The following is a 23,612-nucleotide window of genomic DNA, read 5'->3' on the forward strand; positions in this document are numbered from 1 at the left end:
CTAAAGCACCAGCAGGCGCAGGAGGCGGTCGAGTTCGGCGGCGGGGTCCTCGGTGAGGCCCGCGTGCACCGGCCCCGGCTGGACGATCGTGCTGCGCGGCGCCGTCAGCCAGCGGAACCGGGCGCCCGGCGCCTCGTCCGCGGCCTGGCCCGCCCGCTCGCCGCCCCCGCACACCGCGTCGACGCCCGCGAGCGCCGAGCGGACGCCGTCCAGGTCGAGGGACGCGTCGAGCGCGTGCAGGCGCGGCGCGTCCAGGTGGGTGCGGCACCCCAGGTAGTCGCGGGCGCGGCAGTACACGACCACGCCGACGTTCATCGCCTCGCCGCGCTCGACCCGCGGGATCACCCGCAGCGCCGCGTACTCGAACACGGTCGGCTCGTCCGCCCGCCGGATGTTGGTGACGCCGCTCATGCCGGGCCTCCGAGCCAGTCGGGACGGTTCGCGCCGCGCCGCGACCCGGTGTCCGGGCGGCGCCCGGCGACCTCCAGGTCCGGCAGCCACTCGCGGGGCTTGCCGGCGCGCGGCAGCAGCACGTCCACGTAGGCGTCCCGGACGGCCTGCGGCCCCGCGAACCCGGGCTCCCGCTCCAGCCACTCGTCCGGCACCAGCGCGGTCACCTCCCGCAGCAGCCCCTCGGTGATGCGCGGCGCCAGCTCGGCCTCCGCCTCCTCCAGGCGCGTCGCGTACCGGGTCAGGACGTGGTCGTCGACGTCGTAGGGGCCGGAGAACAGCCGCGCCGCGTTCGCCCACGCGTGGTGGAAGATCAGGCTCGCGCCGTGGTCGATCAGCCACACGTCGCCGTGCCACACCAGCATGTTCGGGTTGCGCCAGCTGCGGTCGACGTTGCCGATGTAGGCGTCGAACCACAGCACCCGGGACGCGAAGCCGGGTTCGGGCGTCCAGCCGAGCGGGTCGTAGCCCAGTGACCCCGGCAGGAAGTCGACGCCGAGGTTGCGGCCGGTGCTCGCCTTCAGCAGGTCCTGGACGTCCGGGTCGGGCTCGTGCCGCCCGATCACCGGATCGAGGTCGATGAGCACCTGGTCGGGCACGCGGAAGCCGAGCCGGCGCGCCAGTTCCCCGGCGATCACCTCGGCGATGAGGGCCTTGCGGCCCTGCCCGGCGCCGTGGAACTTCATGACGTACGTGCCGAGGTCGTCGGCCTCGACGACGCCCGGGAGCGACCCGCCCTCGCGCAGCGGCGTCACGTATCGGATGGCTGTCACATGAGGCAACACGCCGTAACGCTACCGGGTGCCGGGATAATCGCCCGCATGGATATGCGGCTGGTGGACCTGTCGGTGCCGATCACGTCCGGTATGCAGGTCTATCCGGGGGATCCCGAGGTCGAGGCCGTGCCCGCGCTCACGGTCGCCGAGGAGGGCGTGAACGTCCTGCGGCTGCACCTGGGGTCGCAGTCCGGCACGCACGTGGACGCGCCGTTCCACATCGACGACTCCCTGCCCCGCCTCGACGAGCTGCCGCTCGCCCGCTTCACCGGGCCCGCCGCGCTCATGGACGTCCGGGGCCTGCCCCCGCGCGCCCCGATCACGCCCGACGCGCTCCCGGCGGGCCTCGGGCCGGGCACCGTCCTGCTCGTGGCGACCGGGTGGTCGCGGCACTGGGGCACCGACCGCTACCTCGACCACCCGTACCTCGCGCCCGCGACGGCCGAGGCGATCGTCGCGGCGGGCGTCCGCACCGTCGGGATCGACGCCCTCAGCGTGGACCCCACTCCCGCGCTGGGCTCGGACGACTTCACCCTCGCGGCCCACCGGGTGCTGTGCGGCGCCGGGGCCGTCATCGCGGAGAACCTTACGAACCTCGACGCCCTCCTGGACGCGCCGGGCCGCGCGATCGAGGCGTCCCTGTTCCCGATCCGGCTGGCCGGGGCCGACGGCGCGCCCGTCCGCGCCGTCGCCCGCGTGTCCCCGTGAGCCCGCGTGTCCCCGTGAGCCTCAGCCGCGCCGCATGCACCAGGTGCGGGGGCCGCCGTCCGGGAGGTCCACCTCGGCGGTCGTCGTGAAGCCGAGCCGCTCGTAGAACTTCACGTTGCGCTCGCTGGAGGTCTCCAGGAACGCGGGGTACCCGGCGCGCTCGGCGGCCTCGACGCCGGGACGCACGACCGCCGCGCCGAGGCCCCGGCCCTGCGCGTCCGGGTCGACGCCGACGGTGGCGAGGAACCACACCGGCTCGGACGGGCGGAACGGCTCGACGGCGGCCTCGGCCGCCGCGTACGCCTCCGCGCGGTCCCCGGCGAGTTCGGCCATCCGGGGCCCGAGCTCGGCGAACGCGGGGGACGGGTCGGCGTCGGGGGTCGTCCACACGGCCACGGCCCGCACGTCGTCCGACACCCACACCCGCCCGTACTCCATCCCGACCCGGCGGAGCAGCAGGTCCTGGAACTCCCGCAGCCGCTCCTCGTGGCGGTCGGCGGCGATCACGTGCCGGGTGAAGGCGTAGTCGGCGAAGGCGCGCGAGAGCGTGCGCACCGCGGCGGGCACGTCCTCTCGCGTCGCGGGACGGACGGCGGCGTCGGCGTTCGTCACGGGCGTCTCCTCTCCTCGGTTCAAGATCAGCGTATGCGGGCGCGCGAGTGCCGGATCCGGCCGCGGACCGGGAGCGCCCGGCACGGCCGGTGCGCGATAGTGGGGGCGGACGCGGCGAGGGGAGCACCATGCGGGTCACGTGGGTGACGGACGAGGGCGATTCGAGGCGGGGCAACGAGGACTTCGTGGCGGCGGCGCCCGGCGCGGCGGTCGTCTTGGACGGCTGCGGCCTCCCGCTCGGGACCGACCTCGGCTGCGTGCACGGCACGGCCTGGTACTCGCGCTCCCTCGGCACCCGCCTGCTGGCGCGGATGCTGGACGGCCTCGGGCCGCAGGCCGGCCCGCCGGTGGGGCCGCCCGAGGGCGCGCACGTCCGCGCGGACCGCCCGCTGGTGGGACGGCTCGCCGGTGCGATCGCCGACGTGGCCGCCGCGCACCGTGCCACGTGCGACCTGTCCGTCTCGACGACGCCCGCCGCGACCGTCCTGGCCGTCCGGGTGCGCGGCGACCTGCTCGACTACCTGGTGCTGGCCGACTCGACCCTGCTGCTGGACTGCCGGGACGGGCTGCGCGAGATCACCGGCGGCCCCTGCTGGGTCGGTTCCGACCCGGCCGGCGCCGAGGCCGCGATCACCGGGACGGTCCCGCTGCGCGACGTGCGGCACGCGCTGCTGCTCACCGACGGCGCCACCCGCCTCGCCGACCGGTTCGGCGTCACCGACTGGGCCGGTCTCGCCCGCCTCGCCGTCGAGTCCGGCCCGGCCGCGCTCGTCGAGCGGACCCGCGAGGTCGAGCGCACCGACCCGCAGGCCGTCCGCTGGCCGCGCGGCAAGCCCCACGACGACGCCACCGCCGCCGTCTGCGCCTTCTGAGCGCCGGACCCGACCCGGCCGGACGTGCCGAGCAACCGCTTGATTAGGGTGGGTCGGCCGACGGGCGAGAGAGGGGAGCCGGGGGATGCGGCTGGGCGTCACGATGTTCGCCACCGACCTGACGATGGCGCCGCACGACCTGGCGCGGGAGGCGGAGGCGCGCGGCTTCGCGTCGCTGTACCTGCCGGAGCACACCCACATCCCGGTGTCGCGGGCGACGCCGCCGCCCACCGGCGACGGCACGCTGCCCGCCGAGTACGGGCGGACGCTCGACCCGCTCGTCGCGCTCGCCGCCGCGGCCGTCGTCACCGAGCGGATCACGCTCGGCACCGGCATCCTGCTCCCGGCCCAGCGCGACCCCATCGTCACCGCGAAGGCCGTCGCCACCCTGGACCGGCTCGCGGGCGGCCGCGTCGCGCTCGGCGTCGGCTACGGCTGGAACGCCGAGGAGGGCGCCGACCACGGCGTGCCCTGGAAGCGCCGCCGGGCGATGGCGCGCGAGCACGTCCTGGCCATGCGCGAGCTGTGGACGCGCGAGGAGGCGTCGTTCAAGGGGGAGTTCGTCGCGTTCGAGCCGAGCTGGTCGTGGCCCAAGCCGGACGGACGGGTACCGGTGCTGCTCGGCGGCGCCCCGGGGCCCACGCTGTTCGCGCACGTCGCCGAGTACGGGGACGGCTGGCTGCCGATCGGCGGCGCGGGCATTCGCGAGGCGCTGCCCCGGCTCCGGCGGGCCTGCGCGGACGCCGGGCGCCCGATGGTCCCCGTGATCCCGTTCGGGACGCTGCCGTCCGCCGAGAAGCTCGACTACTACGCCTCCTTCGGCATCGAGGAGGCGGTGCTGCGCGTACCCGCCGGGGACCGCGACACGGTGCTCCCGCGCCTCGACGAGTACGCGTCGTCCTACCTGTGAGCCGGACGGGCCGGACGGCCGGACGCGCCCGCGTCAGCGGACCATCCGGAAGCAGAAGAACGCCGGGATCCGGAAGTACTCGCCCTTGTTCGACTTCACCGAGCCGATGATCAGCACGACGAACGGGCTGATCAGCACCTCGAGGTACATGAGGGCGAGCGGGATCAGGAACACGGGGTTCTCCGTGATGATCATGGGCACCACGGTGACGAGCAGGATCGCGACGACATGGATCAGCAGCGTGATCGCGTAGTTCAGCGCCTGCGCGGCGTGGTAGCGGACGAACGCCGACTCCTGCCGCTTCACGAAGTAGATGACGAGCGGCGCGACGAAGCCGACGATCAGTGAGCCGAGGTAGCAGAACATCGCCCACATCGGCTCGTCGCCGCCGCCGGGCCGTCCGGCGTGAGGCCCTCCGGGGTAGGGGCCGCCGGGCGGCGGTCCGTGCCCCCAGCCGCCATGGCCGCCTCCGGGAGGCCCGTACTGCTGCTGCCCGTAGCCCTGCCCGTACTGCTGCTGGCCATGGCCCTCCTGCCCGTAGCCCGGCTGGCCGTACCCCTGGCCGTGGGCCTGCCCGTACGACCAGTCGTCGGGCGGGGCGAAGTCGGGTCGGGATCCGGACGGCTGCCCGTACGGCGACGGGTGGGGCGGCGGCCGGTCCGGGTCGGGGGGCGGCTGATCGGTCATGGGTCAGGAATCTATCCGGAACGGTCTCTCTCCGGGGCTCAACGGAGACCCCGGCGTACGGGGCATATCGCCGCGCATCTTAGAATTCCGTTCGGCTGAAGGAGGCTCGATGAGAGAGGTGTTCGTGGACCGCGACGTCCTGTCCGGCGACGACGAAGCGGGGCTCGCCGCGCTCGCCGCCCGGGTCCGGGAGCTGGCCGAGGCCATGACCCTCACCAAGGTCGCGCCCGCCGAGGCCGCGTCCGTGGCCGCCGAGGTCGCGGCGCTCACCGACCGCCTGAACGCCGCCCGCCGCGCCCACCCGCCCTTCGGGACGGTCGGCGAGAGCGGGCTCGACCGGCAGATCGCCAACCCGGTCACCGGCCGCCTCAACCCGCTCGCGCCGCCCGTGGACATCGAGGTCTCCGAGGACGGCATCGTCCGCGCCGAGTTCACGCTGCCCGCGGTGTACGAGGGCCCGCCGACGTTCGTCCACGGCGGCGTCTCCGCGATGATCATGGACCAGGTGCTCGGCATGGCCGCCGCCGCGACCGGCACGCCCGGCATGACCGCGACCCTGGAGACCCGCTACCGCCGCCCCACCCCGCTCGGCGTCCCGCTCACGGTCGAGGCCAAGGCGAGCCGCGTCGAGGGCCGCAAGATCTACGCCGACGGCACCATCAGCGGCCCGGACGGACGCGTGACCGTCGAGGCCAGCGCGATGTTCATCGCCCCGCAGACCGCCCCCGCCGCCGCCTTCTGACCCCCGCGTCCTGAATCACGCCCGCCGCGCTCGGCTCACGGGTCGAGCACCGCGAACACGACCTTCCCGACGTTCCCGCTCAACGGCCGGACGCCCCAGTAGCGCGTGTACGACTCGACGACGAACATCCCGCGCCCCGACTCGGCGTCGAGGTCCGCCCGCTGCACGCGCGGCTCCTCCCAGAGGGAATCCTGCACCTCCATCCACAGCGAGCGGTCCTCGTTCCACCCGATCCTGAACGTGACGTCGTCCGGCCCGGTCGTGTGCCGGATGGAGTTCGTCACCAGCTCGCTCGCGACCAGGCAGGGGACGAAGTCGTCCACCCCCGTCGCCCCGACCACGAGCCGCACGAACCCCCGAACCTCCGCGACCGACTTGAGGTGGCGCTTGACCACCATCTCCGCGTGCGTCGCCTCCACCATGCCCAGCTCCCATCACCGTGTGTGGCTGACAGCACACATTCAGCCACCTTGAGAGTTAGGATCGGCATGCCGCTGCAAAGTGGCGGTCAAAGGCAAGACCCCCGCCGTAACTGTAAGTTACCGAGAGAGGTAAGTAATCATGGCGGTCCGGCGTCAGCGTCCTCAAGAGTCTCCGGCCCTCGTCGCGCTCGGACGGCAGATGCGGCGACTGAGGGAGGCGAAAGACCTCAAGCAGGAGACGATCGCTCACCTGACGAAGGTCAGCCCCGCCCAGGTGAGCAGGATCGAAGCCGGGAAAAAGCGAGCCACACGGTCGTACGTCGAGTTAGTGGACGACTACTTGGAGGCGGGCGGATTTCTTGTCAGTCTGTGGGGTGACCTGAACAAGGACGGCCACCCAGTCCCGATCTGGTTCGACTGGCCGCAGATCGAGGCTGATGCCGTCGAGCTGATTACCTACGAGCACACGATCGTTCCAGGGCTGCTTCAGCACGAAAGTTACGCACGCATGTTCCTCAACAACGATGAGGCAGTGGAAGCGCGCTTGTCTCGTCAGGGAATCCTCACCAGGGAAGACAGACCCCCCACAACCCTGACTGCCCTCTTGGGTGAAGCAGTGCTCAGCTACATGGTCGGGTCGGCTGAGGTGATGCGTCAGCAGATGGAGCATCTTATCTCTCTCAGCGAACTACCCAACGTCACCATCCAGATCGTCCGGAACAATGGGCGTCCTTCAGGCACGGGCGGCGCGTGCGTGATGGCTACCATGGAAGACCGCAGCGAAGTGGCATACCTGGAGACCATCATTCGCGGTATCACGACCGACGCTCCCGAGGATCTGGCGAAGCTCTCCAACGCACTGCGAGAACTACGGGCGCGGGCACTCCCGGAAGACATGTCACTGGATGTAATCAGGAAGGCGCTTGACAAATGGACCTGAGCAACGCCGATTGGCGCAAGGCGAGCCGGAGCGGCGAGAACGGCGGCAACTGCGTCGAGGTGGCCGCGCTCTCCGGCGTGGTGGGCGTCCGGGACAGCAAGGACCCGGGCGGGCCGGTCATCCTGCTCACCCGCGCCGCCCTCCGCGAGGCCGTCCGCGCCGCGCCGCACGACGGGACGCGGCTGCTCTGATGTCGTAGGGGGTGGCTACATTCCCACACCATGCATGAGATGGCCGCAATGGCTGGATTCTTCGCCGCCCACGGTGTCTGGAGCGTCTCGGACGGCGAGACGCTGATCCCGATACTCGCCTATGAGCAGCCGAACGGCGAGCGGGTCATGAGCCGGCTGGTCCATGACGACGTCGGGGACGCCGCGGCGGCCGGGCAGGAGGCGCTGGACGCCGGTCAGGACGACTGGACCCGTGCGGCGCTCGTGGTCGACGCCTACCTCAACTTCGGCACGTCGCGCGTCGACGCGCTGATCGTCGAGGCCGTCGAGTACGGTCCGGCCCGGCGGTCGCTGAAGATGGCCGTCCCCTACCGCCCGCAGCCGGCCCCGCAGGGCTTCGCGGTGTACCGGCCCAAGTTCGTCGAGGTCACGGGCGTCGGCGATCCGGACTTCGCGGCGCTGGGCGATGCCTTCTTCTCCGGCGTCGACGCGCACGAGGAGGCGGCCGCGGTCTGGAACGCCCACCTGGTGGACGAGTCGGTGTAGCCGCGAGGCCGTTCGCGCCGCGGGCGGCGAAGGCGCATGATGGGGCGGCATGACGGAACCGCTCGCCGTGCTGGTCAACGGGTTGCCCGGGGCCGGGAAGACGACCCTCGCCCGGCAGGTGGCGCGCCGCCTCGCGCTGCCGATGTTCAGCAAGGACGTCATCAAGGAGACCCACGCCGACGTGCTGGGCGTCGAGTCGCCCGGAGTTCCGCAGCGCCGCTGGAACTCGATGCTCGGCGCGGCGGCGAACGAGACCATGTGGGCGCTGCTGGCGGACGCGCCCGCCGGTGCGGTCCTGGAGTCCTGCTGGCCGACGGACACACGGAGGCTCGTCGTGCGCGGGCTGAACCGGGCGGGCGGCCCCAGGGTGGTCGAGGTCTGGTGCGACGTCCCGCTGGAGATCGCCCGGCGCCGCTTCGAGGCCCGTCATCCGCGCCACCCCGTCCACGGCGACCCGCTCACGGACGACGAATGGGAAAGCCGCCGGCACACGGCCCGGCCGCTCGAGATCGGGCCGACCCTGCGCGTCGACACCACGCGACCGGTCGACGTGCGGCGCGTCGTCGCCTGGATTCGCGACCGGGACCGCTGAACGGGCCTCGACGCATCCCAAGCCGAGGGGGCGTGTCGCGGACCGCGGCGTCCGGCGGCTGAACCGGGCGAACGAGGGAACCCGGCCGGGCCGGGCGGCGTCGAGGGAGGAGATCACGGAACCTTCCGAGGAGGCGGCACATGGAGTACCCGGCCGGGGCGGTCGAGCTGTACGAGCGCGGGACGGCCGCGAGGGACGCCGACCGGACGGCGGAGGCCGAGGAGCTGTTCCGGCGCGCCTTCGAGGCCGGGCATCCGGGCGGCGCGCACGAGCTCGGGATCATCGCCGCGCGGCGGGGGGCGGACGACCGGGCGGTGGAATGGTTCGAGCGGGCCGCCGACCTGGGGTTCGCGGCGAGCGCGTTCGAGGTCGGGTACGCGATGGAGCGGAAGGGCGACCTCTCGGCGGCCGAGCGGTGGCACCGGCGGGCGGCCGAGGGCGGCGACGCCGGGGGCATGCTGAACCTCGCGGCCGTCCTGGAGCGGAAGGGTGGGACGGCGGAGGCCATGGACCTCTACCGGCGGGCCTGGGAGCTGGGGGAGGACAAGGCGGCGTTCAACCTCGGCCGGCTGTACGACGACAACGGGAAGGGCGACCTGGACGCCGCCGCGACCTGGTACGCCCGCGCCGCCGAGCGGGGCAACGCCGGCGCGGCCTTCAACCTCGGGTTCGTCCGCGAGGACCGGGGCGACCTCGACGGACGCGACGCGGCGTGGCGCCGCGCGGCCGACCTGCGGCACCCGAAGGCCGCCTACTCCCTCGGCATGGCCCGCGGCCGGGCGGGCGACGAGGACGCGGCCGTCGCGTGGTTCCGCCGCGCCGTGCAGGACGACGGCAGCGAGGCGGCGGCGGACAAACTGGGCGAGATCTACCGCTACCGGGGCGACGAGCGGCGGGCCCGGTACTGGTCCCGGTTCCCGTCCGGCCTCGCCGACTTCAGCACGGAGTTCGAGGCGTTCGCCGGGGCGGAGGCGGCCGCCGCGATCCACCGGCAGGACGTCCTCAACGAGGCGCTCGGCGACGGCGACGTCCGGTTCGACCTCCACGCCCGGACCCTCGCGGTCGGGAACCGCGTCTTCCGCGGCGTCACGCTGCTCGGCAGCTTCTCCCGCCTCGACGACAGCTGGCTGTGGGGATGGGCCAACCCGCACTTCTCCCCGGACGAGCCCGCCGTCGCGCCGGTGCGCGCGATCCGCGAGCACGGCGAGCGGCGCGGCGTCCCCGAACTGGTGACGGGACGGCTCGACCTGCGCGGCTTCCCGAACCCGCACCAGGCCGCGGCGACGATGGCCATCGGGGCGGGCGCGCTGCTCGGCGGGAACGGCGTCCACAGCTGCGCCATCAACGACGGAAAGGGGTCGAGCTTCTTCCACCTGGACGACCCCGCGCTGCCCGTCGCCCGGTTCGACCGGATCGCGGCGCCGCTGCTGCTGATGACGGCCGCCGAGGTCTTCCCGAACGACCACCGCAACGTCGTCCAGGGGTTCATGGCGCACCACGGGTTCCGGATCCGGATGTCCGCCGGGGTCGTCGAGGGCGTGTCCCCGGACGGCGACCGGGTGACCGTCGGCTTCACAGAGGACGGGCTGATCGACGCCGTGTCCGTGGGCCGCGAGGAGGACGCCTGACTCAGTACTCGTACACGCTGATCAGCGGCTCGCGGCCGTTCCACGCCGCGATGATCGACGACGTGTAGCGGTCGGCGAGGAAGTCGACGCGCAGCCAGCCCCGCGCCTGCGTCACGCGCGTCTCGAACCCGGGGTTCGGCGTGGCCGACACGAGCCGCACCTCGCCGCCGTCCAGCGACATCGCGGCCTGCCCGCCCTTCACCGCGTAGCTGCGCACGTTCCCCGGCGGCCGCGGCGCCGCGGTCGGCTCGGGCGCCCGGTCGCGCCCGTCGTCGTCCGGGCGGGCGGACGGGCTCGGCACGGACGGGCTCGGCACGGTCGGGCTCGCGCGGATCACCGGGCCCGCGATCGGCGGCGGCGCGGCCCGTTCGGACACCGTCGCCCGCACCACGTCGCGGACGCCGAGCCACGACAGCGTCACCGCGAGCGCGGTCACCCCCGCCCACGGGGCAACATACGACATCGCGCGACGCATCAGCACATCGTGGCATACGGTGCCGCCATGGCAAGTGTTCTGGTGGTCGAGGACGACGCCGACGTCCGTTCCGCCCTGATGCGCGAGCTCGGTGCCCGCTCCCACGTCGTGCGCAGCGCCGGGACCGCGATGGACGCCCTCCGCGAGGTCACCCGGGAGCCGCCCGACGTCGTCATCCTCGACCTCGGGCTGCCCGACCTCGACGGCGCCGAGGTGCTGAAGATGCTCCGCGGCGTCTCCGACGTCCCCGTCGTCATCGCCACCGCCCGCGACGACGAGCCCGAGATCGTCCGGCTGCTGCACGCGGGCGCCGACGATTACCTCGTCAAGCCGTTCTCCGCCGAGCACCTCAACGCCCGGCTCGCCGCCGTGCTGCGCCGGTCCGCGCGGTCCGGGCCCGCCGCCGAGCTGACCGTCGGCGGCCTGCACATCGACCTCGACCGCCGCGAGGCCAGCCTGGACGGCGCGGGCCTCGGGCTGACCCGCCGCGAGTTCGACCTGCTCGCCTACCTCGCCGCGCGGCCCGGCCGGGTCGTCGCCCGCCGCGAGCTCCTCGCCGAGGTGTGGCGGCAGGCGTACGGGGACGACCAGACCATCGACGTGCACCTGTCGTGGCTGCGCCGCAAGCTCGGCGAGACCGCCGCCGCGCCCCGCTACCTGCACACCGTCCGCGGCGTCGGCGTCCGGCTCGCCCCGCCGCAGGCATGAGGCGGACGCTCGTCCTGGTGTCCCTCGCGGTCACCTCGATGGTCGCGCTCGCCTTCCTCATCCCGCTCGCCCTCACCGTCCGGGAGATCGCCCGGGACCGCGCCCTCACCGCCGCCGAGCGCCAGGCCAGCGCCCTCGGCCCGGTCCTCGCCGTCACCGAGGACCCCGCCGCGCTCGAACGCGCCGTCGCCAGCACCCGCGCGGGCGCCGCCGGCCGCATGACGCTGCACCTGCCGGGCGGCGCGACCGTCCCGGCGGGGTCCCGCGGCGACGTCGGCGCCGACCCCGGCCAGCTCGACCGGGCCGGGCGCCGCGGCCGCGCCTACACCGTCCGGGTGCCCGAGGGGTACGCGCTCCTGCAGCCGGTCGCCCTGGACGGCGGCCGCATCGCCGTCATCGAGGTGTTCGTCCCGTCCGCCGACATGTCCCGCGGCGTGCTCGAGGCGTGGCTCGTCATGACGGCCGTCGCCGCGGCCCTCGTCGCCGGGTCGGTCGCCGTCGCCGACCGGCTCGGCAACCGCATGATCCGCTCCACCCGGCGGCTCGCGGTGGCCGCGACCGCGTTCGGCGACGGAGAGCTGAGCGTGCGCATCGAACCCGACGGCCCGCCCGAACTCGTCGAGGCGGGCCGCGCCTTCAACGCCATGGCCGACCACGTCGTCCAGCTCCTGGCCGCCGAGCGCGAGATGGCCGCCGACCTCTCGCACCGCCTGCGCACCCCCCTCGCCGCGCTCCGCCTCAACGTCGAGGCGCTCGGCCCCGGACCCGTCGCCGACGAGACCCGCGAGGCCGTCGACCGCATCGAACGCGAGGTCGACCAGATCATCCGCACCGTCCGCCGCCCCACCGGGCGCGGCAGCTGCGACGCCGCGAAGGTCCTGCGGGACCGCGTGCGGTTCTGGTCCGTCCTCGCCGAGGACGAGGGCCGCGCCTGCGAGCTGATCGGCGCCGAGGAGCCCGCGCCGCTCCCGCTCCCCGGCACCGAACTCGCCGCCGCCGTCGACGCCCTCCTCGGCAACGTGTTCCGGCACACCGCCGAGGGCACCGCCTTCGCCGTCACCCTGCACCAGGGGCAGGGCGTCACCGGGATCCTCGTCGCCGACGGCGGCCCCGGCATCGCCGACCCCGACGCCGCCCTCCGGCGCGGCAGCAGCGGCGGCGGCTCCACCGGCCTCGGCCTCGACATCGCCCGCCGCGCCGCCGAGTCCACCGGCGGCCACCTGCGCATCCACCGCTCGGTGCTGGGCGGCGCCCAGATCCAGATGTGGTTCCGCACGAAGTACCTGCCGCCGCCCCGCCGCTCCCGCCGGCTCGTCCGCCGCCGCCACGCCCGCTAGCGTCGGACGTATGCGCGCCATCGGAGTCGAGGTCCGGCACAAGAAGCAGACGGGCTGCCCGGGCCAGTTCGCCTACATCGTGCTCGACTTCGAGCCCGCCGAGACGTACACGTTCGTGAACGCGCTCGCCCCCGGCGCGATGGAGTACCCCGACTCCCAGGCGCGGTTCGTCCCCGTCGTCGACGACACCGCCCACGACCACCTCGAGAACCAGTTCGGCGCCGGACCCCTGCCCGTCCGCGTCACCCTCCGCGCGGCCCGCGACCACCCGACCGACTCCAACGACGCGAGCTTCCGCATCGCGACCGTCCGGGCCGTGCGCCTGGCCTTCGACCGGACGGGCCGCGCATGGACGAGCATCGCCGAGACCTTCGACGACCTGGACTCGTCCGAGCGCGTCGCGTACGTCCGCTCCCGCCTCGACGACCCGCGCCACGTCTTCCAGGCCCTCGACCTGTGCACCGAACTGTTCCCCGAGCCCTGGCGCGCCGCCGAATCCCCGCCGCCGCGCGACACCGCCGACCTCCTGCGTCCGCTCGCCGACCTCGCCGCCTCACCGGACGACCGCGTCGCGCTCCGCGCCGTCCGCGTCCTGGCGCGGGCGCCCCATCGCCGCGCCCACGACCTGATCGCGGGGGCGCTGGCCCGTCCGGTCGGCGCGGCCCGAGACCTGGCCGTCCGCACGCTCGCCCGGCGCGGCGACGCCCGCGCCGCCGAACCCCTCGCGGAGATCCTCGCCCGCGACCGGCTGCCGAAGGACATCGAGTGGCCCGTCCACGCGATGAAGGACCACGCGTCCGTCCTGCTGCCGCCGATCCGCGCCCGCCTGGACGCCGCCGAACCCGGAGCCCTCGAACCCTTCCTGTTCGAGCTCGCCTGCCAGGTGTCCCGCTGGGGCGGGACGGCCGCACCGCTGGCCCCGTCCCTGCGCCGCCTCGTCGCCGACGACGGCACTTGGACGTCCGGCGAACTCTCCCGCGCCCTCGCCCGCATCGTCTCGCCCGACCATGCCAGCGACGGCTGGTGAAATCGCTGGCCAGGCGGCCGGAACACCGGTCCGGCGGGCGTGTGGATCTTGGTCCTATAAGCCCGGCTCAGCCCATCCCTAAGAGAGCCTTAAGGGGCGGGACGGGGGAGGGGCGGGGGCCTAGCTTCAGGGGTGTCGCGTCCCAGACCCGGTGGAGGTGCACTGGCGGACGGTGAAGTGGCGGCCGGACCTGGGGTCCGGCCGAGGTTCCTGATTGAGACAGGATCCGGCCCGTACGGTCTCGTTACCCCGCTCTGGGACCGTCCGGGCCGGTTCCGCTTTCCCGGGGGAGCGCGCCGAAGAGCAGGAGCCGGAAGGCGTCGGCGGTGCCGCCGGCGGTGGGATCGCCGGTGGCGAGGCGGCGGATGGCGAGGCCGTACAGGAGCGCGACGACGGCGGGGGCGTGCCGTTCGGCGTCCGGGATGCCGAGGCCGGTGAGGACGGCGGCGGCGAGGCGGTCGTAGGCCTCGACGGAGCGGGTCGCGGTCTCGCGGATGCCGGGGTCGCGGGCGGCGTGCAGGTGCAGTTCGAGGTTGGCGAGCTGCTCGGGGCCCTGCCCGAAGTCGATGACGGCCTTCTCGACCTGGTCGGGAGCCTGGCCGGGCGCGACGCCCGCGTCGGCGAGTTCGGCGAGGCGGGCGGTGATGCGGGCGATCTCGAGGTCGACGAAGGTCTGCAGCGCCTCGCGCAGCAGGGCGTCCTGGCTGGGGAAGTGGTAGGTCAGGGAGCCGAGGGAGACGCCGGCCGCCTTGGCGACGGCGCGGTTGGTCACGGCGCCGATGCCCTGCTCGCCGATCAGGCGGAGGGTGGCGCTGAGGATCTGGTCGCGGGCGCTCATCGGGGTTCAGTCTTCCCCATCGCGCATGTCATCGATATCGTTCGTTCGAACGAACGAGAGAGGTGGTCGCGTGGACCTCGGGCTGGCGGGGCAGGCGGACGCGCTCGCGCACGGCGACGTCTCGAGCCGTGAGCTGGTGCAGGCGTCGCTGGACGCCATCCGGCGGCGGGACGATCTGGGCGCGTTCCGGGTCGTGCGGGACGAGGCGGCCCTGCGGGAGGCCGCGGCGGCGGACGAGCGGCTGCGCGACGGCGAACGGCTGCCGCTGCTGGGCGTCCCGGTCGCGATCAAGGACGACACGGACCTGGCGGGGGAGACGACGCCGTTCGCGGTCGGCGGCGAGCACCCGGTGCGGACGCGGGACGCCGAGGTGGTGCGCAAGCTGCGGGCGGCCGGGGCGATCGTGGTGGGCAAGACGACGACGTGCGAGGTCGGGCTCTGGCCGTTCAGCGAGTCGCCCGAGTACGGGGTCGCGCGGAACCCGTGGAACCCCGCGTACACGCCGGGCGGGTCGTCGGGCGGGTCGGCGGCGGCCGTGGCGGCGGGGATGGTCCCGGCGGCGGTCGGGTCCGACGGGGCCGGGTCGATCCGCATCCCGGCGGCCTGGACCGGGCTGGTCGGGATCAAGCCGCAGCGGGGCCGCGTCTCGGGGTTCCCGCACACCGACCCGTTCAACGGCATCACGGTGTGGGGGCCGCTCGCGCGGAGCGTGGAGGACGCCGCGCTGCTGCTCGACGTGCTCACGGGGAGCCGCCCGGAGGACGCGTACCGGCTGGACCCGCCGCTCAGGCCGTTCGCCGAGGCGGCGAAGCGGGACCCGGGGCGGCTGCGGGTGGCGGTGTCGTTCCGGACGGCCTTCGGCGTGAGCGGCCGGCTCGACCCGGAGATCCGGGCGGGCGTCGAGCGGCTGGCGCGGCGGCTGACCGACCTCGGGCACCGCGTCTTCCCCGCCGACCCCGACTACGGGCCGGTCGGGCTCGGGCTGATCCCGCGCGGAACGGCCGGGGTGGCCGACTGGCTCGACGCGATGGACGACCCGCGGCCCGAGGCCCGCACGGAGGTGGAGGCCCGGATCGGGCGCGTGGTCGGCCGGCGCCTGCTGCCGCTGGTCAGGAAGATGGACCCCTACCTGTGGCGCAGGGTCGGGCGGATCTTCCGGTACGCGGACGTGGTGCTGACGCCCACCACCGCGTCGCGCCCGCTGCGGGTCGGGGCCTTCGAGGGCGCCGGGTACCGCAGGACGCAGTCCGGGGCCGCGGCGGCCTGCCCGTACGCGTGGCCGTGGAACGTCCTCGGGTGGCCCGGCGTGAACGTGCCCGCCGGGCTCACCCGGGACGGCCTGCCGATCGGCGCGCAGCTCCTCGGCCGCGACTCCGACGAGGCCACGCTGATCTCGCTCGCGGCCCAGCTCGAGGCCGTCGAGGGGTGGACGGACCGGCGGGCCGCCTGAGCGCGGCTCAGTAACCGGCGCCCGTGAGCATGCCGCCGTCCACCAGGACCTCGCTGCCGGTGCAGTAGGACGAGTCGTCGGACGCCAGGTACACGACGAGGCCCGAGACCTCCTTCGTCTTGCCCATGCGGCCGAGCGGCAGCGCCTTCAGGAAGGCGTCGGCGCTGTCGGCGGTGGCGGCGACGACGTCCTCCTGCAGGGAGAGCTGGGTCAGGACGCCGCCGGGGTGGATCGAGTTCACCCGGATGCCGTCCGGGCCCAGCTCGCGGGCCGCGGCCTTCGTCAGGCCGCGGATCCCGAACTTGCTGGCGCTGTAGGCGGCGAGGCCGGACGCGCCGATGAACCCCTCGGTCGACGAGACGTTCACGATCGAGCCGCCGCCCGCGTCCCGCATGGCCGCGGTCACCGACTTCACGCCGAGCCACTGGCCGACGAGGTTCACCTCGAGGACCTGCTTGAACTCGTCCACGGACATGTCCTCGATGCGCTTGTGCCGCATGATGCCCGCGTTGTTCACCAGGACGTTGAGCGCCCCGTACGTCTCGACGGCGGTCCGGACGGCGTTCGCCCAGTCGTCCGGGTTCGTGACGTCCATGCGGACGAACCGGGCGTCGTCCCCCACGTCGGCCGCGAGCTTCGCGCCCTCCTCCTCGAGGACGTCGCCGAACACCACCTTCGCGCCCTCGGCGACGAACCGGCGCACGTGCGCCTTGCCCATGCCGCGCGCGCCGCCGGTGATCAGCGCCACCTTGCCGTCGAGCCGTCCCATCAACGCTCCCTCTCGCCGTGCCGTCGCAGCAAAACTAGCGAACGCTTGGTTGGCGAACAAGGGGCGTCAGCCGCGCAGCGCCTCCCGCGACAGCCGGTCCGCGCGCCGCGTCGTCTCCGGCAGCCGGTGCTCGGGCGCCAGCTCCAGGACGGTCCGGCACGCGGCGTCGAGGCCCGCGCGGTGCCCGACGGACACGAACACCGGCTTGACGCCGTCCTGCGTCCGCAGCACCCGCCCCACGACCTCGCCGCCGTCCGTCAGCGGGCTCGCGTCCCCCCGCCGCCCGCCGGGCGCCGCGTACTCGCCGACGAACGCCGTCTTGCCGACCCCGATCGTCGGCAGGCCGGTCAGCACCCCGAGGTGGCACGCGAGCCCGAACCGGCGCGGGTGCGCGACGCCGAACCCGTCGCAGACGAGCAGGTCGGGCGTCGTCCGCAGCTCGCGGAGCGCCTCGATCAGCGTGGGCAGCTCGCGGAACGCGAACAGGCCCGGGACGTACGGGAACGCGGCCGTCCCGACGGCGACCGACTCCTCGACCACCCGCAGCGTGGCGGCGTCCAGGACGACCGCCGCCGCGGCCAGGCGCGTCCCGGTCCCGCCGCCGTCGCCCGCGTACGAGACGTCCAGCCCGGCGACCGTTCGGGGACGGCCCGGGCCGGGGGAGTCGAGGTCGAGGAGCGGGCGGAGCCCGTCCTGGATCGCCTCCGCCTCCTCCGGCGTGGACGGCCACCGGTGAAGATCGCGTACCTCCATGGACCGGGACGCTATCTCAGCCGAGCGCGGCGTACGCGGCCTCGACGAGCCGGTAGGCGCGCAGGTCGCCGGACAGGTGGTCGCCCATGAGGTTCGGCAGGTAGGCGACCGCGAGCCCGGCGTCGGGGTCGCCGAGCCCGATCGAGCCGCCCGCCCCCGTGTGCCCGAACGCCGAGTCGCGTCCGGCGGCCGGGACGAAGAACGTCTGCGCCGGACGCATGAAGCCGAGGCCGAACGCGCTGTCGATCAGCATCGTGCGGTCGGGGCCGCTCACCCGCGGCCGGATCGCCTCCCGGAGCGTGTCCGGGCGCAGGATCCGGCCCGCGACGAGATCGCGGTAGAAGCCCGCGAACGCGCGGGCCGTCGCGATCATCCCCGCCCCCGGCCAGCCCGCCCGCAGCACCACCGGGTTGTTGTAGCCGCCCTTGCCGGGGTGCGGGTTGTTCAGCGCCCGGTTCAGGCGGCTGCCCGGGTCGGTGTACGCGCTCGCGAGCCGGTCGAGGAGCGAGGCGTCGCCCGCCGGGCGCGGCGCGTCGGTGCCGCCGCCGGCCGTCACCCGGCGGCTCGCCGACATCTTCGCGGCCCGCTCGATGACGTCGTCCGGGGCGCCGATCCACAGGTCGAGGTCGCGGGCGAACTCGTCCCGGACGAACGCGCCGACCGTCCGTCCGGACAGCCGGCGCACGATCTCCCCGGCCAGCCACCCGTAGGTCAGCGCGTGGTAGCCGTGCCCCTCGCCGGGCGTCCACTCCGGCTCCTGCGCGGCCAGCTCGGCGGCGCGCGCCGGGGCGTCCGCGGCCTCCTCCGCCGACACCGGACGGGCGAACGCGGGCAGCCCGGCCTGGTGCGACAGCAGGTGCGCGGCCGTCGTCGCGTCCTTGCCCGCCGCGCCGAACTCGGGCCACCAGGCGGTGACCGGGCCGTCCACCTCGTAGGCGCCGCGCTCGGCGAGCAGCAGCGCGGCGGCCGCCGTCACCGCCTTGGTGCAGGAGAACCCGAAGCACGGCGTGTCCTCCCGCCACTCGCGGCCGGTGCGGCGGTCGGCGATCCCGCCCCACAGGTCCACGACCTTGCGGCCGCCCGCGTACACCGCGACGGCGGCGCCCAGCTCGCGTTCCTCGGCGAAGTTCCGCTCGAACACCTCGCGGACACCGGCGAACGCCGGGTCGCAGTGGCCCTGCACGGTGGGGGACTCGGTGGGGGACTCGGTCATGGGGGAATCCTGCCTTTCCACGGGGAAGTTCATCGAATCACGTTCGGGAACGGGCGCGCGATCGGGGAACGGCCGCCCGGTTAGAGTCGGAGACGATGAAGAGGCTGCTGATCGTCCACCACACCCCGTCGCCGAACCTGCAGGCGATGTACGAGGCCGTGCGGTCCGGCGCGTCCGCCGACGAGATCGAGGGCGTCGAGGTCGTGTCCCGCCCCGCGCTGACCGCGTCCCCCGTGGACGTCCTGGAGGCGGACGGCTACCTGCTCGGCTCCCCGGTCAACCTCGGCTACCTGTCGGGCGCCCTCAAGCACTTTTTCGACCAGGTGTACTACCCGTGCCTGGAGGAGACGGTCCGCCGCCCCTTCGGGGCGTACCTGCACGCGGGCAACGACGCGACCGGCGCGCTGCGCGCCCTGGAGTCGATCACCACGGGCCTAAAGTGGCGCGCCGTCCGGCCGCCGGCCGTCGTCACCGGCGAGCCGGGCCGCGCGGCGCTCGAGGAGTGCTGGGAGCTCGGCGCGATGGTCGCCGCCGAGCTCGGCACCGTCTGACCGTCCCGCCGGACGGCCGCGACGCGCCGGGGACGCGACGGCGCCCGCGACGGAGATCGCGACACCGCTAACGTGCCGACATGAGCGGATTTCGGCATGTGGTGATGTTCAGATGGGCCGAGGGGACGACCACCGGCCAGCAGGAGGACGTGGCGGCGCGGCTCGCGGAGCTGCCGGGACTCATCCCGGAGATCCGGGAGTACTCCATGGGCGCCGACGCGGGCGTGACCCCGGGCGCGTACGACTTCGTCGTGGTCGCGGACTTCGCCGACCGCGACGCCTACCTCGTGTACCGGGACCATCCGGCGCACCGGGAGATCGCGGACGGGCGCATCGCGCCGATCACGGCCGAGCGGGCGGTCGTCCAGTACGAGCGCTAAGGGCACCGAGCAAGCGCTTGTGTCTGAAGCTGTTTCGGGTTAACGTCGATGAGACGCCGCCCGCCGGGGACGGATCGCGCCCCGTCTCCGGCGGGCGGCCTCGATTCCGGCCGCGCCTCCGCGCTCACCGGCCATGGATCACCCGCGCGCCCGCGCGTTCAGGATGGCGTCGCGGAGCCGTTGCGGTGTCTCGGCCTCCAGCAGCCGCGGCCCGTCGCGCAGCGGCACCATGGCCCACCACGATCCGGTCGCCTCGCCGTACCAGACCCGCACCCCCGGGAACTGTTCCTGCAGCCCGCGCGCCGTGGCGGTGCGCATGGCGGGCGTGGGCTCCCCGTTTCCGGCGTCCTGATCGGCCGTCATGTCGCCCTCCCCCCGTAGAACTCATCCGTAACAGCGTCCCCACGGGCCAAGTCATCACCCCTGCCCAGGAAGTGTGACTAAGCACACTAAAGGGGTTCTCGAGGGCGCACCGGCGAAATCGCGGGGCCGCCGCGCGACCGGGACGCGCGTCCCGCGTCAGTGCAGGTTGATGCCGTCGAACATCACCTTGAGGTAATGCTCGGCCAGGCCCTCCGCGTTGAGCTTGCCGCCCGGCTTGAACCAGCGGATGGCGACCCACACCGTGTCGCGGATCATCCGGTAGGTGAGCTTCGGGTCGAGGTCGAGCCGGAACACGCCCTGCTCCTGGCCCGCCCGGAGGGTGTCCACCCACATCTTCTCGACCTCGTCCTCGGACTTGGTCAGGTAGGCGAACCGCTCCATGCCCTTGAGGTAGTTCCAGTCGTTCTGCATCACCGTGATGGCCGCGCGGTGCGGCTCCAGCGTGCCGAACGCGGTGCGGACGAGCCCGGCGATCGTCGCGCGCGGGTCGTCGTTCTCGTCGATGACGCGGCGGTACGCCGCCATGATGTCCTCGAAGAAGCCGGTGAGGATCTCGTCGACGATCGACTCCTTGGAGTCGAAGTGGTGGTAGAGGCTGCCGGACAGGATGCCCGCCTCTTCGGCGATGTTGCGTACCGTCGTCGCCTGGAAACCCTTCTCGGCGAACAGTTCGGCCGCGAGCTTGACCAGGTGCTCCCGCCGCTCCGACGCCAGGGCCGGGGACCCCTTGCCGCGGCGACGGGTTCCGCCCCCGCCGGAACTGCGGGTTCTGGGGCGTCCGGAATCAGCGTTCGTCGTGGTCACCCCATCATTATGCCGCCTCGGGCAACCGCTTGCTCGCCTTGCGTAGGCTCGGGGACATGCCCGACGTGATCGTGTTCGACCTCTACGGAGTGATCGCCCGCACGCAGTCCCCGGAGGCGGTGCGGCGCATCGAGTCCCTGGCCGGCCGCTCCGGCCCGGCGTTCTGGGACGCGTACTGGTCCAACAGGCCCGCCTACGACGCCGGCCAGGACAGCACCGCCTACTGGACGAACGTCGCCGCGGCCCTCGGCACCGAGTTCGCCGACGTGCCCGCCCTCGTCGAGGCCGACCTCGACAGCTGGACCGACGTCGACGACCGCATGGTCGCCCTCGTCGGCGAGCTGGCCGACGAGGGGCGCACCCTCGGCCTGCTCTCCAACATCATCACCGATCTGGTCCCCCGCATGGAGGAGAAGCACGCCTCCTGGCTGGCCCGCTTCGACGCGCTGACCTACTCCTGCCGGATCGGCGTCGCGAAGCCGGACCCCCGCGCCTACCGCATCTGCGCCGAACGCCTCGGCGTCGACCCCGCCGACGTCGTCTTCTTCGACGACACCGAGCGCAACGTCCTCGCCGCCCGCGAGGTCGGCATGCGCGCCGAACTCTTCACCGGCCCCGACCAGGTCCGCGCCCTCCTCTCCTGACCCGCCCCCCGCCCCTTGCATGGAGCGGCGGGTAAGGGGAAGGTCAAGTGGACGAGACGTCAATAGGTGATCGTCCCCCGGGGGTGGCGGCCGTGCGCGCTCACCAGTCGGAACGGCGTGCGGCGGTGCCGTGCGCGTGGCGGGTCCTGCTCGACCTCTGGCTCATCGCCCGTCCGGCGATCTGGCTGGTGTCGCTCGTGCCCTTCTACGTCGGGCACCTGCTGGCCACGCGGTGGCTGGTGGCGGGGCAGGACGCCTGCGCGCCGCCGACCGGGGAGTGCGTGCGGGCCGCGGCGCCCGTCCTGACCGGGCTCGTGGTGTGGGGGCCGCTGGTGTGGCTCGCCGTCCTCGCGATCAACGACGCGTTCGACCTGGACGGCGACCTGCGCAACCCGCGCAAGGAGGACGCGCCGCTCGTCGAGGGACGGCTCGGGGTGCGGGGCGCGCTCGTCGCGGCGCACCTGGCGGCGGCCGGGGCGCTGCTCGTGGCGCTCACCGTGCGGCCCGCGTTCGCGCTGGTGACGCTCGGGTTCCTCGTGCTCGGGTGGCTCTACAGCGTGCCGCCGGCGCGGTTGAAGGACCGGCCCGGGTTCGACGTGGCGACGAACGCGGTCGGGGTGGGCGGGCTGGCGCTGCTCGCCGGCTGGACGGTCGTGCGGCCGCTCGACGGCTTCCCGTGGGCGATGGCGGTGCTGGGCGTCCTGGTGGCGACCGCCCTGTACGTGCCGACGACGGTCACCGACTACCGGGCCGATCTCGCGAGCGGCTACACGACGATCGCGGTGCGGCTCGGGCCCCGCGGGGCCTACCGGATCGGGCTCGCCGCCTGGACGGCCGCGTGCGGGGGCACGGTCGCGCTCGCGGCGGCCGGGCACGTGTTCCCGCAGCGGACGCTGTGGGTGCAGGCCGTGTTCGCGCCGGTGCTCGTCTGGCTCTACCACCGGTACCTGGGGCGGGCGCGGGAGCCGGGCGAGGTCGTGCACGGGATCGTGGTCGTGTGCTGGGCGTTCCTCGTGCCGTACCTCGCGTTCGCCCTCGCCTACACGGGCGTCCTCTAGGGCTTTGCGGGCGGCCGGATCAGGACGCGGGCGGGAGCTGGTCGGCGGCCTCGGCGGCCGCGGTGAGGCGCTCCCGCAGCGTGGTGATCAGCGCCTCGGACTGCTCGGTGAGCCGGTCGATCGCGGGGATCGCCAGGTCGTCGCGGACGGTGTCGGCGACCAGCTCGTCGTACTCGTGCGCCTTCGCCGCGATCTCCTCCAGCCGGCGGTGCGCGTCCAGCGCCTCGTCGGCGGCGCGGACCCGCTCGGCGTACCGCTCCAGCGCCTCGATCCGCCGGTCGACCGACTCGACCGACAGCTCCAGCTTCTCGCGGAGCGGCCGCAGCGCCGCCTCCACCTCGGGGAACGTCGCCGCGCCCGCCATCTCGGCGTGGTCGGCGCGCAGCTTCGACTGGCGCGCGAGGACCTGCGCGATCTCCCACTCCTGGCGGGGCAGCATGACCGCGTTGTCGGTGGAGTCCAGCAGGCCCTCCCGGTTGACCCGCGAGTCGCGGACGGCGTCGAGCGCGGCCTGCGCGCGGGCCAGCATCGCGCGGCCCTCGGCATCGAAGTCGTCGAGGGTGTGGTAGCGGTCGCGGTTGCGTTCCAGCTCGCGGACGCGCCGGATGTCGGGCGCCAGCGAGCGGGACCCGAACGTGATCATCACGGCGAGCATGCCGAGGCCGAGCAGCCAGAACGGGCCGAGCAGCGTGGACCCGATCAGCCCGAGCATGAGCATCGACGTCGGGACCAGCCAGCCCGGCAGCATGCCGCGCGCGGCGACGGCGTCCAGCTCGGCGCGCAGCGCCGGGTCGGCGACGGGGCGCGGCTCGGGGGCCTCGCCCGATCCGGTCTTCGCGGTGCCGCCGACGCGCTTCCAGTCGGCGCCGGTGTGGGTCTCGAACGCGACGTCGGTGGCGGCGATCTCGATCTCGATGCCGCCCTCCGGCAGCGGCCACGACGCGACGGGCTCGCCCCCGCCCGGCCCCGGGTAGCGGACCCACCAGCCGCCCTTGGCGTCGGTGCACAGGTACCGGCCCGGCGCGATGTCGATGCCGACGAAGAACGTGCCGTTACCCGGGATGGAATCGCTCCACTGGCCAATGGTCACGGGGACCTCCCACCAGACTCCTCCGCCTGGGCGGCCCCGCCCGGCTCAGGCGTCGGCCGCCCTCCCACTCGTTCTG

General features: G+C 74.0%; 30 protein-coding genes. 17 read left to right on the plus strand and 13 right to left on the minus strand.

Annotated features, from left to right (window positions below; genetic code table 11):
- Positions 1 to 411, minus strand: coding sequence for a DUF3037 domain-containing protein (locus tag AB0L25_RS22625; protein ID WP_500174618.1), 411 nt, complete (start codon positions 409 to 411; stop codon positions 1 to 3).
- The gene (locus AB0L25_RS22630; protein WP_500174619.1) at positions 408 to 1,235 is read right to left on the minus strand and encodes a HipA family kinase; all 828 of its coding nucleotides are present in this window, start codon (positions 1,233 to 1,235) and stop codon (positions 408 to 410) included. The genes AB0L25_RS22625 and AB0L25_RS22630 overlap by 4 nt, the downstream gene beginning before the upstream one ends.
- A gap of 42 nt (positions 1,236 to 1,277) precedes the next feature.
- Here AB0L25_RS22630 and AB0L25_RS22635 point away from each other — a divergent pair, with 42 nt between their 5' ends.
- Entirely contained in the window at positions 1,278 to 1,934 is a 657-nt protein-coding gene (locus AB0L25_RS22635; RefSeq protein ID WP_500174677.1) for a cyclase family protein, read from the plus strand.
- Between the two features lie 21 nt (positions 1,935 to 1,955).
- Here AB0L25_RS22635 and AB0L25_RS22640 read toward each other — a convergent pair whose 3' ends face one another.
- On the minus strand, positions 1,956 to 2,546 hold the full coding sequence (locus tag AB0L25_RS22640) for a GNAT family N-acetyltransferase (RefSeq protein ID WP_500174620.1): 591 nt from the start codon (positions 2,544 to 2,546) through the stop codon (positions 1,956 to 1,958).
- A 128-nt stretch (positions 2,547 to 2,674) separates the two neighbouring features.
- Between AB0L25_RS22640 and AB0L25_RS22645 the strand changes: the two genes are divergently transcribed.
- Complete coding sequence (locus AB0L25_RS22645; protein WP_500174621.1) at positions 2,675 to 3,418, plus strand: hypothetical protein; 744 nt, start codon at positions 2,675 to 2,677, stop codon at positions 3,416 to 3,418.
- A gap of 85 nt (positions 3,419 to 3,503) precedes the next feature.
- Positions 3,504 to 4,328 carry a TIGR03619 family F420-dependent LLM class oxidoreductase gene (locus tag AB0L25_RS22650; protein WP_500174622.1) on the plus strand — a complete coding sequence of 275 codons (825 nt, stop codon included), beginning with the start codon at positions 3,504 to 3,506 and terminating at the stop codon, positions 4,326 to 4,328.
- A gap of 33 nt (positions 4,329 to 4,361) precedes the next feature.
- Here the strand turns inward: AB0L25_RS22650 and AB0L25_RS22655 are convergent, their stop codons facing one another.
- Complete coding sequence (locus AB0L25_RS22655; protein WP_500174623.1) at positions 4,362 to 5,015, minus strand: DUF4870 domain-containing protein; 654 nt, start codon at positions 5,013 to 5,015, stop codon at positions 4,362 to 4,364.
- Positions 5,016 to 5,124: 109 nt separating this feature from the next.
- Between AB0L25_RS22655 and AB0L25_RS22660 the strand changes: the two genes are divergently transcribed.
- Positions 5,125 to 5,757, plus strand: coding sequence for a PaaI family thioesterase (locus tag AB0L25_RS22660; protein ID WP_500174624.1), 633 nt, complete (start codon positions 5,125 to 5,127; stop codon positions 5,755 to 5,757).
- A 35-nt stretch (positions 5,758 to 5,792) separates the two neighbouring features.
- Here the strand turns inward: AB0L25_RS22660 and AB0L25_RS22665 are convergent, their stop codons facing one another.
- Positions 5,793 to 6,179: an ATP-binding protein gene (locus tag AB0L25_RS22665; RefSeq protein ID WP_500174625.1), complete on the minus strand. Its 387-nt coding sequence runs from the start codon at positions 6,177 to 6,179 to the stop codon at positions 5,793 to 5,795.
- 139 nt (positions 6,180 to 6,318) lie between these two features.
- Here AB0L25_RS22665 and AB0L25_RS22670 point away from each other — a divergent pair, with 139 nt between their 5' ends.
- The 5 genes from AB0L25_RS22670 (at position 6,319) to AB0L25_RS22690 (ending at position 10,055) form a co-directional block, all read left to right on the plus strand.
- Complete coding sequence (locus tag AB0L25_RS22670; protein ID WP_500174626.1) at positions 6,319 to 7,119, plus strand: helix-turn-helix domain-containing protein; 801 nt, start codon at positions 6,319 to 6,321, stop codon at positions 7,117 to 7,119.
- Positions 7,110 to 7,310: a DUF397 domain-containing protein gene (locus AB0L25_RS22675; protein ID WP_500174627.1), complete on the plus strand. Its 201-nt coding sequence runs from the start codon at positions 7,110 to 7,112 to the stop codon at positions 7,308 to 7,310. Before AB0L25_RS22670 ends, AB0L25_RS22675 begins: the two co-directional genes overlap by 10 nt.
- Positions 7,311 to 7,358: 48 nt before the next feature.
- On the plus strand, positions 7,359 to 7,835 hold the full coding sequence (locus AB0L25_RS22680) for a hypothetical protein (protein WP_500174628.1): 477 nt from the start codon (positions 7,359 to 7,361) through the stop codon (positions 7,833 to 7,835).
- A gap of 49 nt (positions 7,836 to 7,884) precedes the next feature.
- Entirely contained in the window at positions 7,885 to 8,427 is a 543-nt protein-coding gene (locus AB0L25_RS22685) for a P-loop nucleotide/nucleoside kinase family protein (RefSeq protein WP_500174629.1), read from the plus strand.
- Positions 8,428 to 8,567: 140 nt separating this feature from the next.
- Positions 8,568 to 10,055 (plus strand): tetratricopeptide repeat protein, encoded by a 1,488-nt coding sequence (locus AB0L25_RS22690; protein WP_500174630.1) that lies wholly within the window; start codon positions 8,568 to 8,570, stop codon positions 10,053 to 10,055.
- A gap of 1 nt (position 10,056) precedes the next feature.
- On the opposite strand, the gene AB0L25_RS22695 is transcribed toward AB0L25_RS22690, so the two are convergent.
- Positions 10,057 to 10,530: a hypothetical protein gene (locus AB0L25_RS22695; RefSeq protein WP_500174631.1), complete on the minus strand. Its 474-nt coding sequence runs from the start codon at positions 10,528 to 10,530 to the stop codon at positions 10,057 to 10,059.
- A 27-nt stretch (positions 10,531 to 10,557) separates the two neighbouring features.
- Here AB0L25_RS22695 and AB0L25_RS22700 point away from each other — a divergent pair, with 27 nt between their 5' ends.
- From AB0L25_RS22700 to AB0L25_RS22710, 3 genes are read left to right on the plus strand one after another with little or no spacing between them, the layout of a single operon-like run.
- Positions 10,558 to 11,238, plus strand: coding sequence for a response regulator transcription factor (locus AB0L25_RS22700; RefSeq protein WP_500174632.1), 681 nt, complete (start codon positions 10,558 to 10,560; stop codon positions 11,236 to 11,238).
- Positions 11,235 to 12,575 (plus strand): sensor histidine kinase, encoded by a 1,341-nt coding sequence (locus tag AB0L25_RS22705; RefSeq protein WP_500174633.1) that lies wholly within the window; start codon positions 11,235 to 11,237, stop codon positions 12,573 to 12,575. Before AB0L25_RS22700 ends, AB0L25_RS22705 begins: the two co-directional genes overlap by 4 nt.
- A gap of 10 nt (positions 12,576 to 12,585) precedes the next feature.
- On the plus strand, positions 12,586 to 13,602 hold the full coding sequence (locus AB0L25_RS22710) for a HEAT repeat domain-containing protein (RefSeq protein ID WP_500174634.1): 1,017 nt from the start codon (positions 12,586 to 12,588) through the stop codon (positions 13,600 to 13,602).
- Between the two features lie 244 nt (positions 13,603 to 13,846).
- Here the strand turns inward: AB0L25_RS22710 and AB0L25_RS22715 are convergent, their stop codons facing one another.
- The gene (locus AB0L25_RS22715; RefSeq protein ID WP_500174635.1) at positions 13,847 to 14,440 is read right to left on the minus strand and encodes a TetR/AcrR family transcriptional regulator; all 594 of its coding nucleotides are present in this window, start codon (positions 14,438 to 14,440) and stop codon (positions 13,847 to 13,849) included.
- A gap of 70 nt (positions 14,441 to 14,510) precedes the next feature.
- Here AB0L25_RS22715 and AB0L25_RS22720 point away from each other — a divergent pair, with 70 nt between their 5' ends.
- Positions 14,511 to 15,890 (plus strand): amidase, encoded by a 1,380-nt coding sequence (locus AB0L25_RS22720; RefSeq protein ID WP_500174636.1) that lies wholly within the window; start codon positions 14,511 to 14,513, stop codon positions 15,888 to 15,890.
- A 7-nt stretch (positions 15,891 to 15,897) separates the two neighbouring features.
- On the opposite strand, the gene AB0L25_RS22725 is transcribed toward AB0L25_RS22720, so the two are convergent.
- From AB0L25_RS22725 to AB0L25_RS22735, 3 genes are all read right to left on the minus strand, one after another.
- Positions 15,898 to 16,659 (minus strand): glucose 1-dehydrogenase, encoded by a 762-nt coding sequence (locus AB0L25_RS22725; protein WP_500174637.1) that lies wholly within the window; start codon positions 16,657 to 16,659, stop codon positions 15,898 to 15,900.
- Positions 16,660 to 16,725: 66 nt separating this feature from the next.
- On the minus strand, positions 16,726 to 17,412 hold the full coding sequence (locus tag AB0L25_RS22730) for an endonuclease V (protein WP_500174638.1): 687 nt from the start codon (positions 17,410 to 17,412) through the stop codon (positions 16,726 to 16,728).
- A gap of 16 nt (positions 17,413 to 17,428) precedes the next feature.
- Complete coding sequence (locus AB0L25_RS22735) at positions 17,429 to 18,625, minus strand: serine hydrolase domain-containing protein (protein ID WP_500174639.1); 1,197 nt, start codon at positions 18,623 to 18,625, stop codon at positions 17,429 to 17,431.
- 95 nt (positions 18,626 to 18,720) lie between these two features.
- Between AB0L25_RS22735 and AB0L25_RS22740 the strand changes: the two genes are divergently transcribed.
- On the plus strand, positions 18,721 to 19,176 hold the full coding sequence (locus AB0L25_RS22740) for a flavodoxin family protein (protein ID WP_500174640.1): 456 nt from the start codon (positions 18,721 to 18,723) through the stop codon (positions 19,174 to 19,176).
- 80 nt (positions 19,177 to 19,256) lie between these two features.
- The gene (locus AB0L25_RS22745) at positions 19,257 to 19,556 is read left to right on the plus strand and encodes a Dabb family protein (RefSeq protein ID WP_500174641.1); all 300 of its coding nucleotides are present in this window, start codon (positions 19,257 to 19,259) and stop codon (positions 19,554 to 19,556) included.
- Positions 19,557 to 19,694: 138 nt separating this feature from the next.
- Here the strand turns inward: AB0L25_RS22745 and AB0L25_RS22750 are convergent, their stop codons facing one another.
- Together AB0L25_RS22750 and AB0L25_RS22755 are read right to left on the minus strand one after the other, a co-directional pair.
- Positions 19,695 to 19,919, minus strand: coding sequence for a hypothetical protein (locus AB0L25_RS22750; protein ID WP_500174642.1), 225 nt, complete (start codon positions 19,917 to 19,919; stop codon positions 19,695 to 19,697).
- 156 nt (positions 19,920 to 20,075) lie between these two features.
- Entirely contained in the window at positions 20,076 to 20,744 is a 669-nt protein-coding gene (locus tag AB0L25_RS22755) for a TetR/AcrR family transcriptional regulator (protein WP_500174643.1), read from the minus strand.
- 56 nt (positions 20,745 to 20,800) lie between these two features.
- Here AB0L25_RS22755 and AB0L25_RS22760 point away from each other — a divergent pair, with 56 nt between their 5' ends.
- Positions 20,801 to 21,388, plus strand: coding sequence for an HAD family hydrolase (locus AB0L25_RS22760; RefSeq protein WP_500174644.1), 588 nt, complete (start codon positions 20,801 to 20,803; stop codon positions 21,386 to 21,388).
- A gap of 92 nt (positions 21,389 to 21,480) precedes the next feature.
- On the plus strand, positions 21,481 to 22,446 hold the full coding sequence (locus AB0L25_RS22765; RefSeq protein WP_500174645.1) for a UbiA family prenyltransferase: 966 nt from the start codon (positions 21,481 to 21,483) through the stop codon (positions 22,444 to 22,446).
- A 19-nt stretch (positions 22,447 to 22,465) separates the two neighbouring features.
- Here the strand turns inward: AB0L25_RS22765 and AB0L25_RS22770 are convergent, their stop codons facing one another.
- Complete coding sequence (locus AB0L25_RS22770; RefSeq protein WP_500174646.1) at positions 22,466 to 23,536, minus strand: Rv1352/Rv1906c domain-containing protein; 1,071 nt, start codon at positions 23,534 to 23,536, stop codon at positions 22,466 to 22,468.
- Between the last annotated feature and the right edge of the window lie 76 nt (positions 23,537 to 23,612).

The organism is Spirillospora sp. NPDC052242 (genome assembly GCF_040679555.1).
Lineage (GTDB): Bacteria > Actinomycetota > Actinomycetes > Streptosporangiales > Streptosporangiaceae > Spirillospora.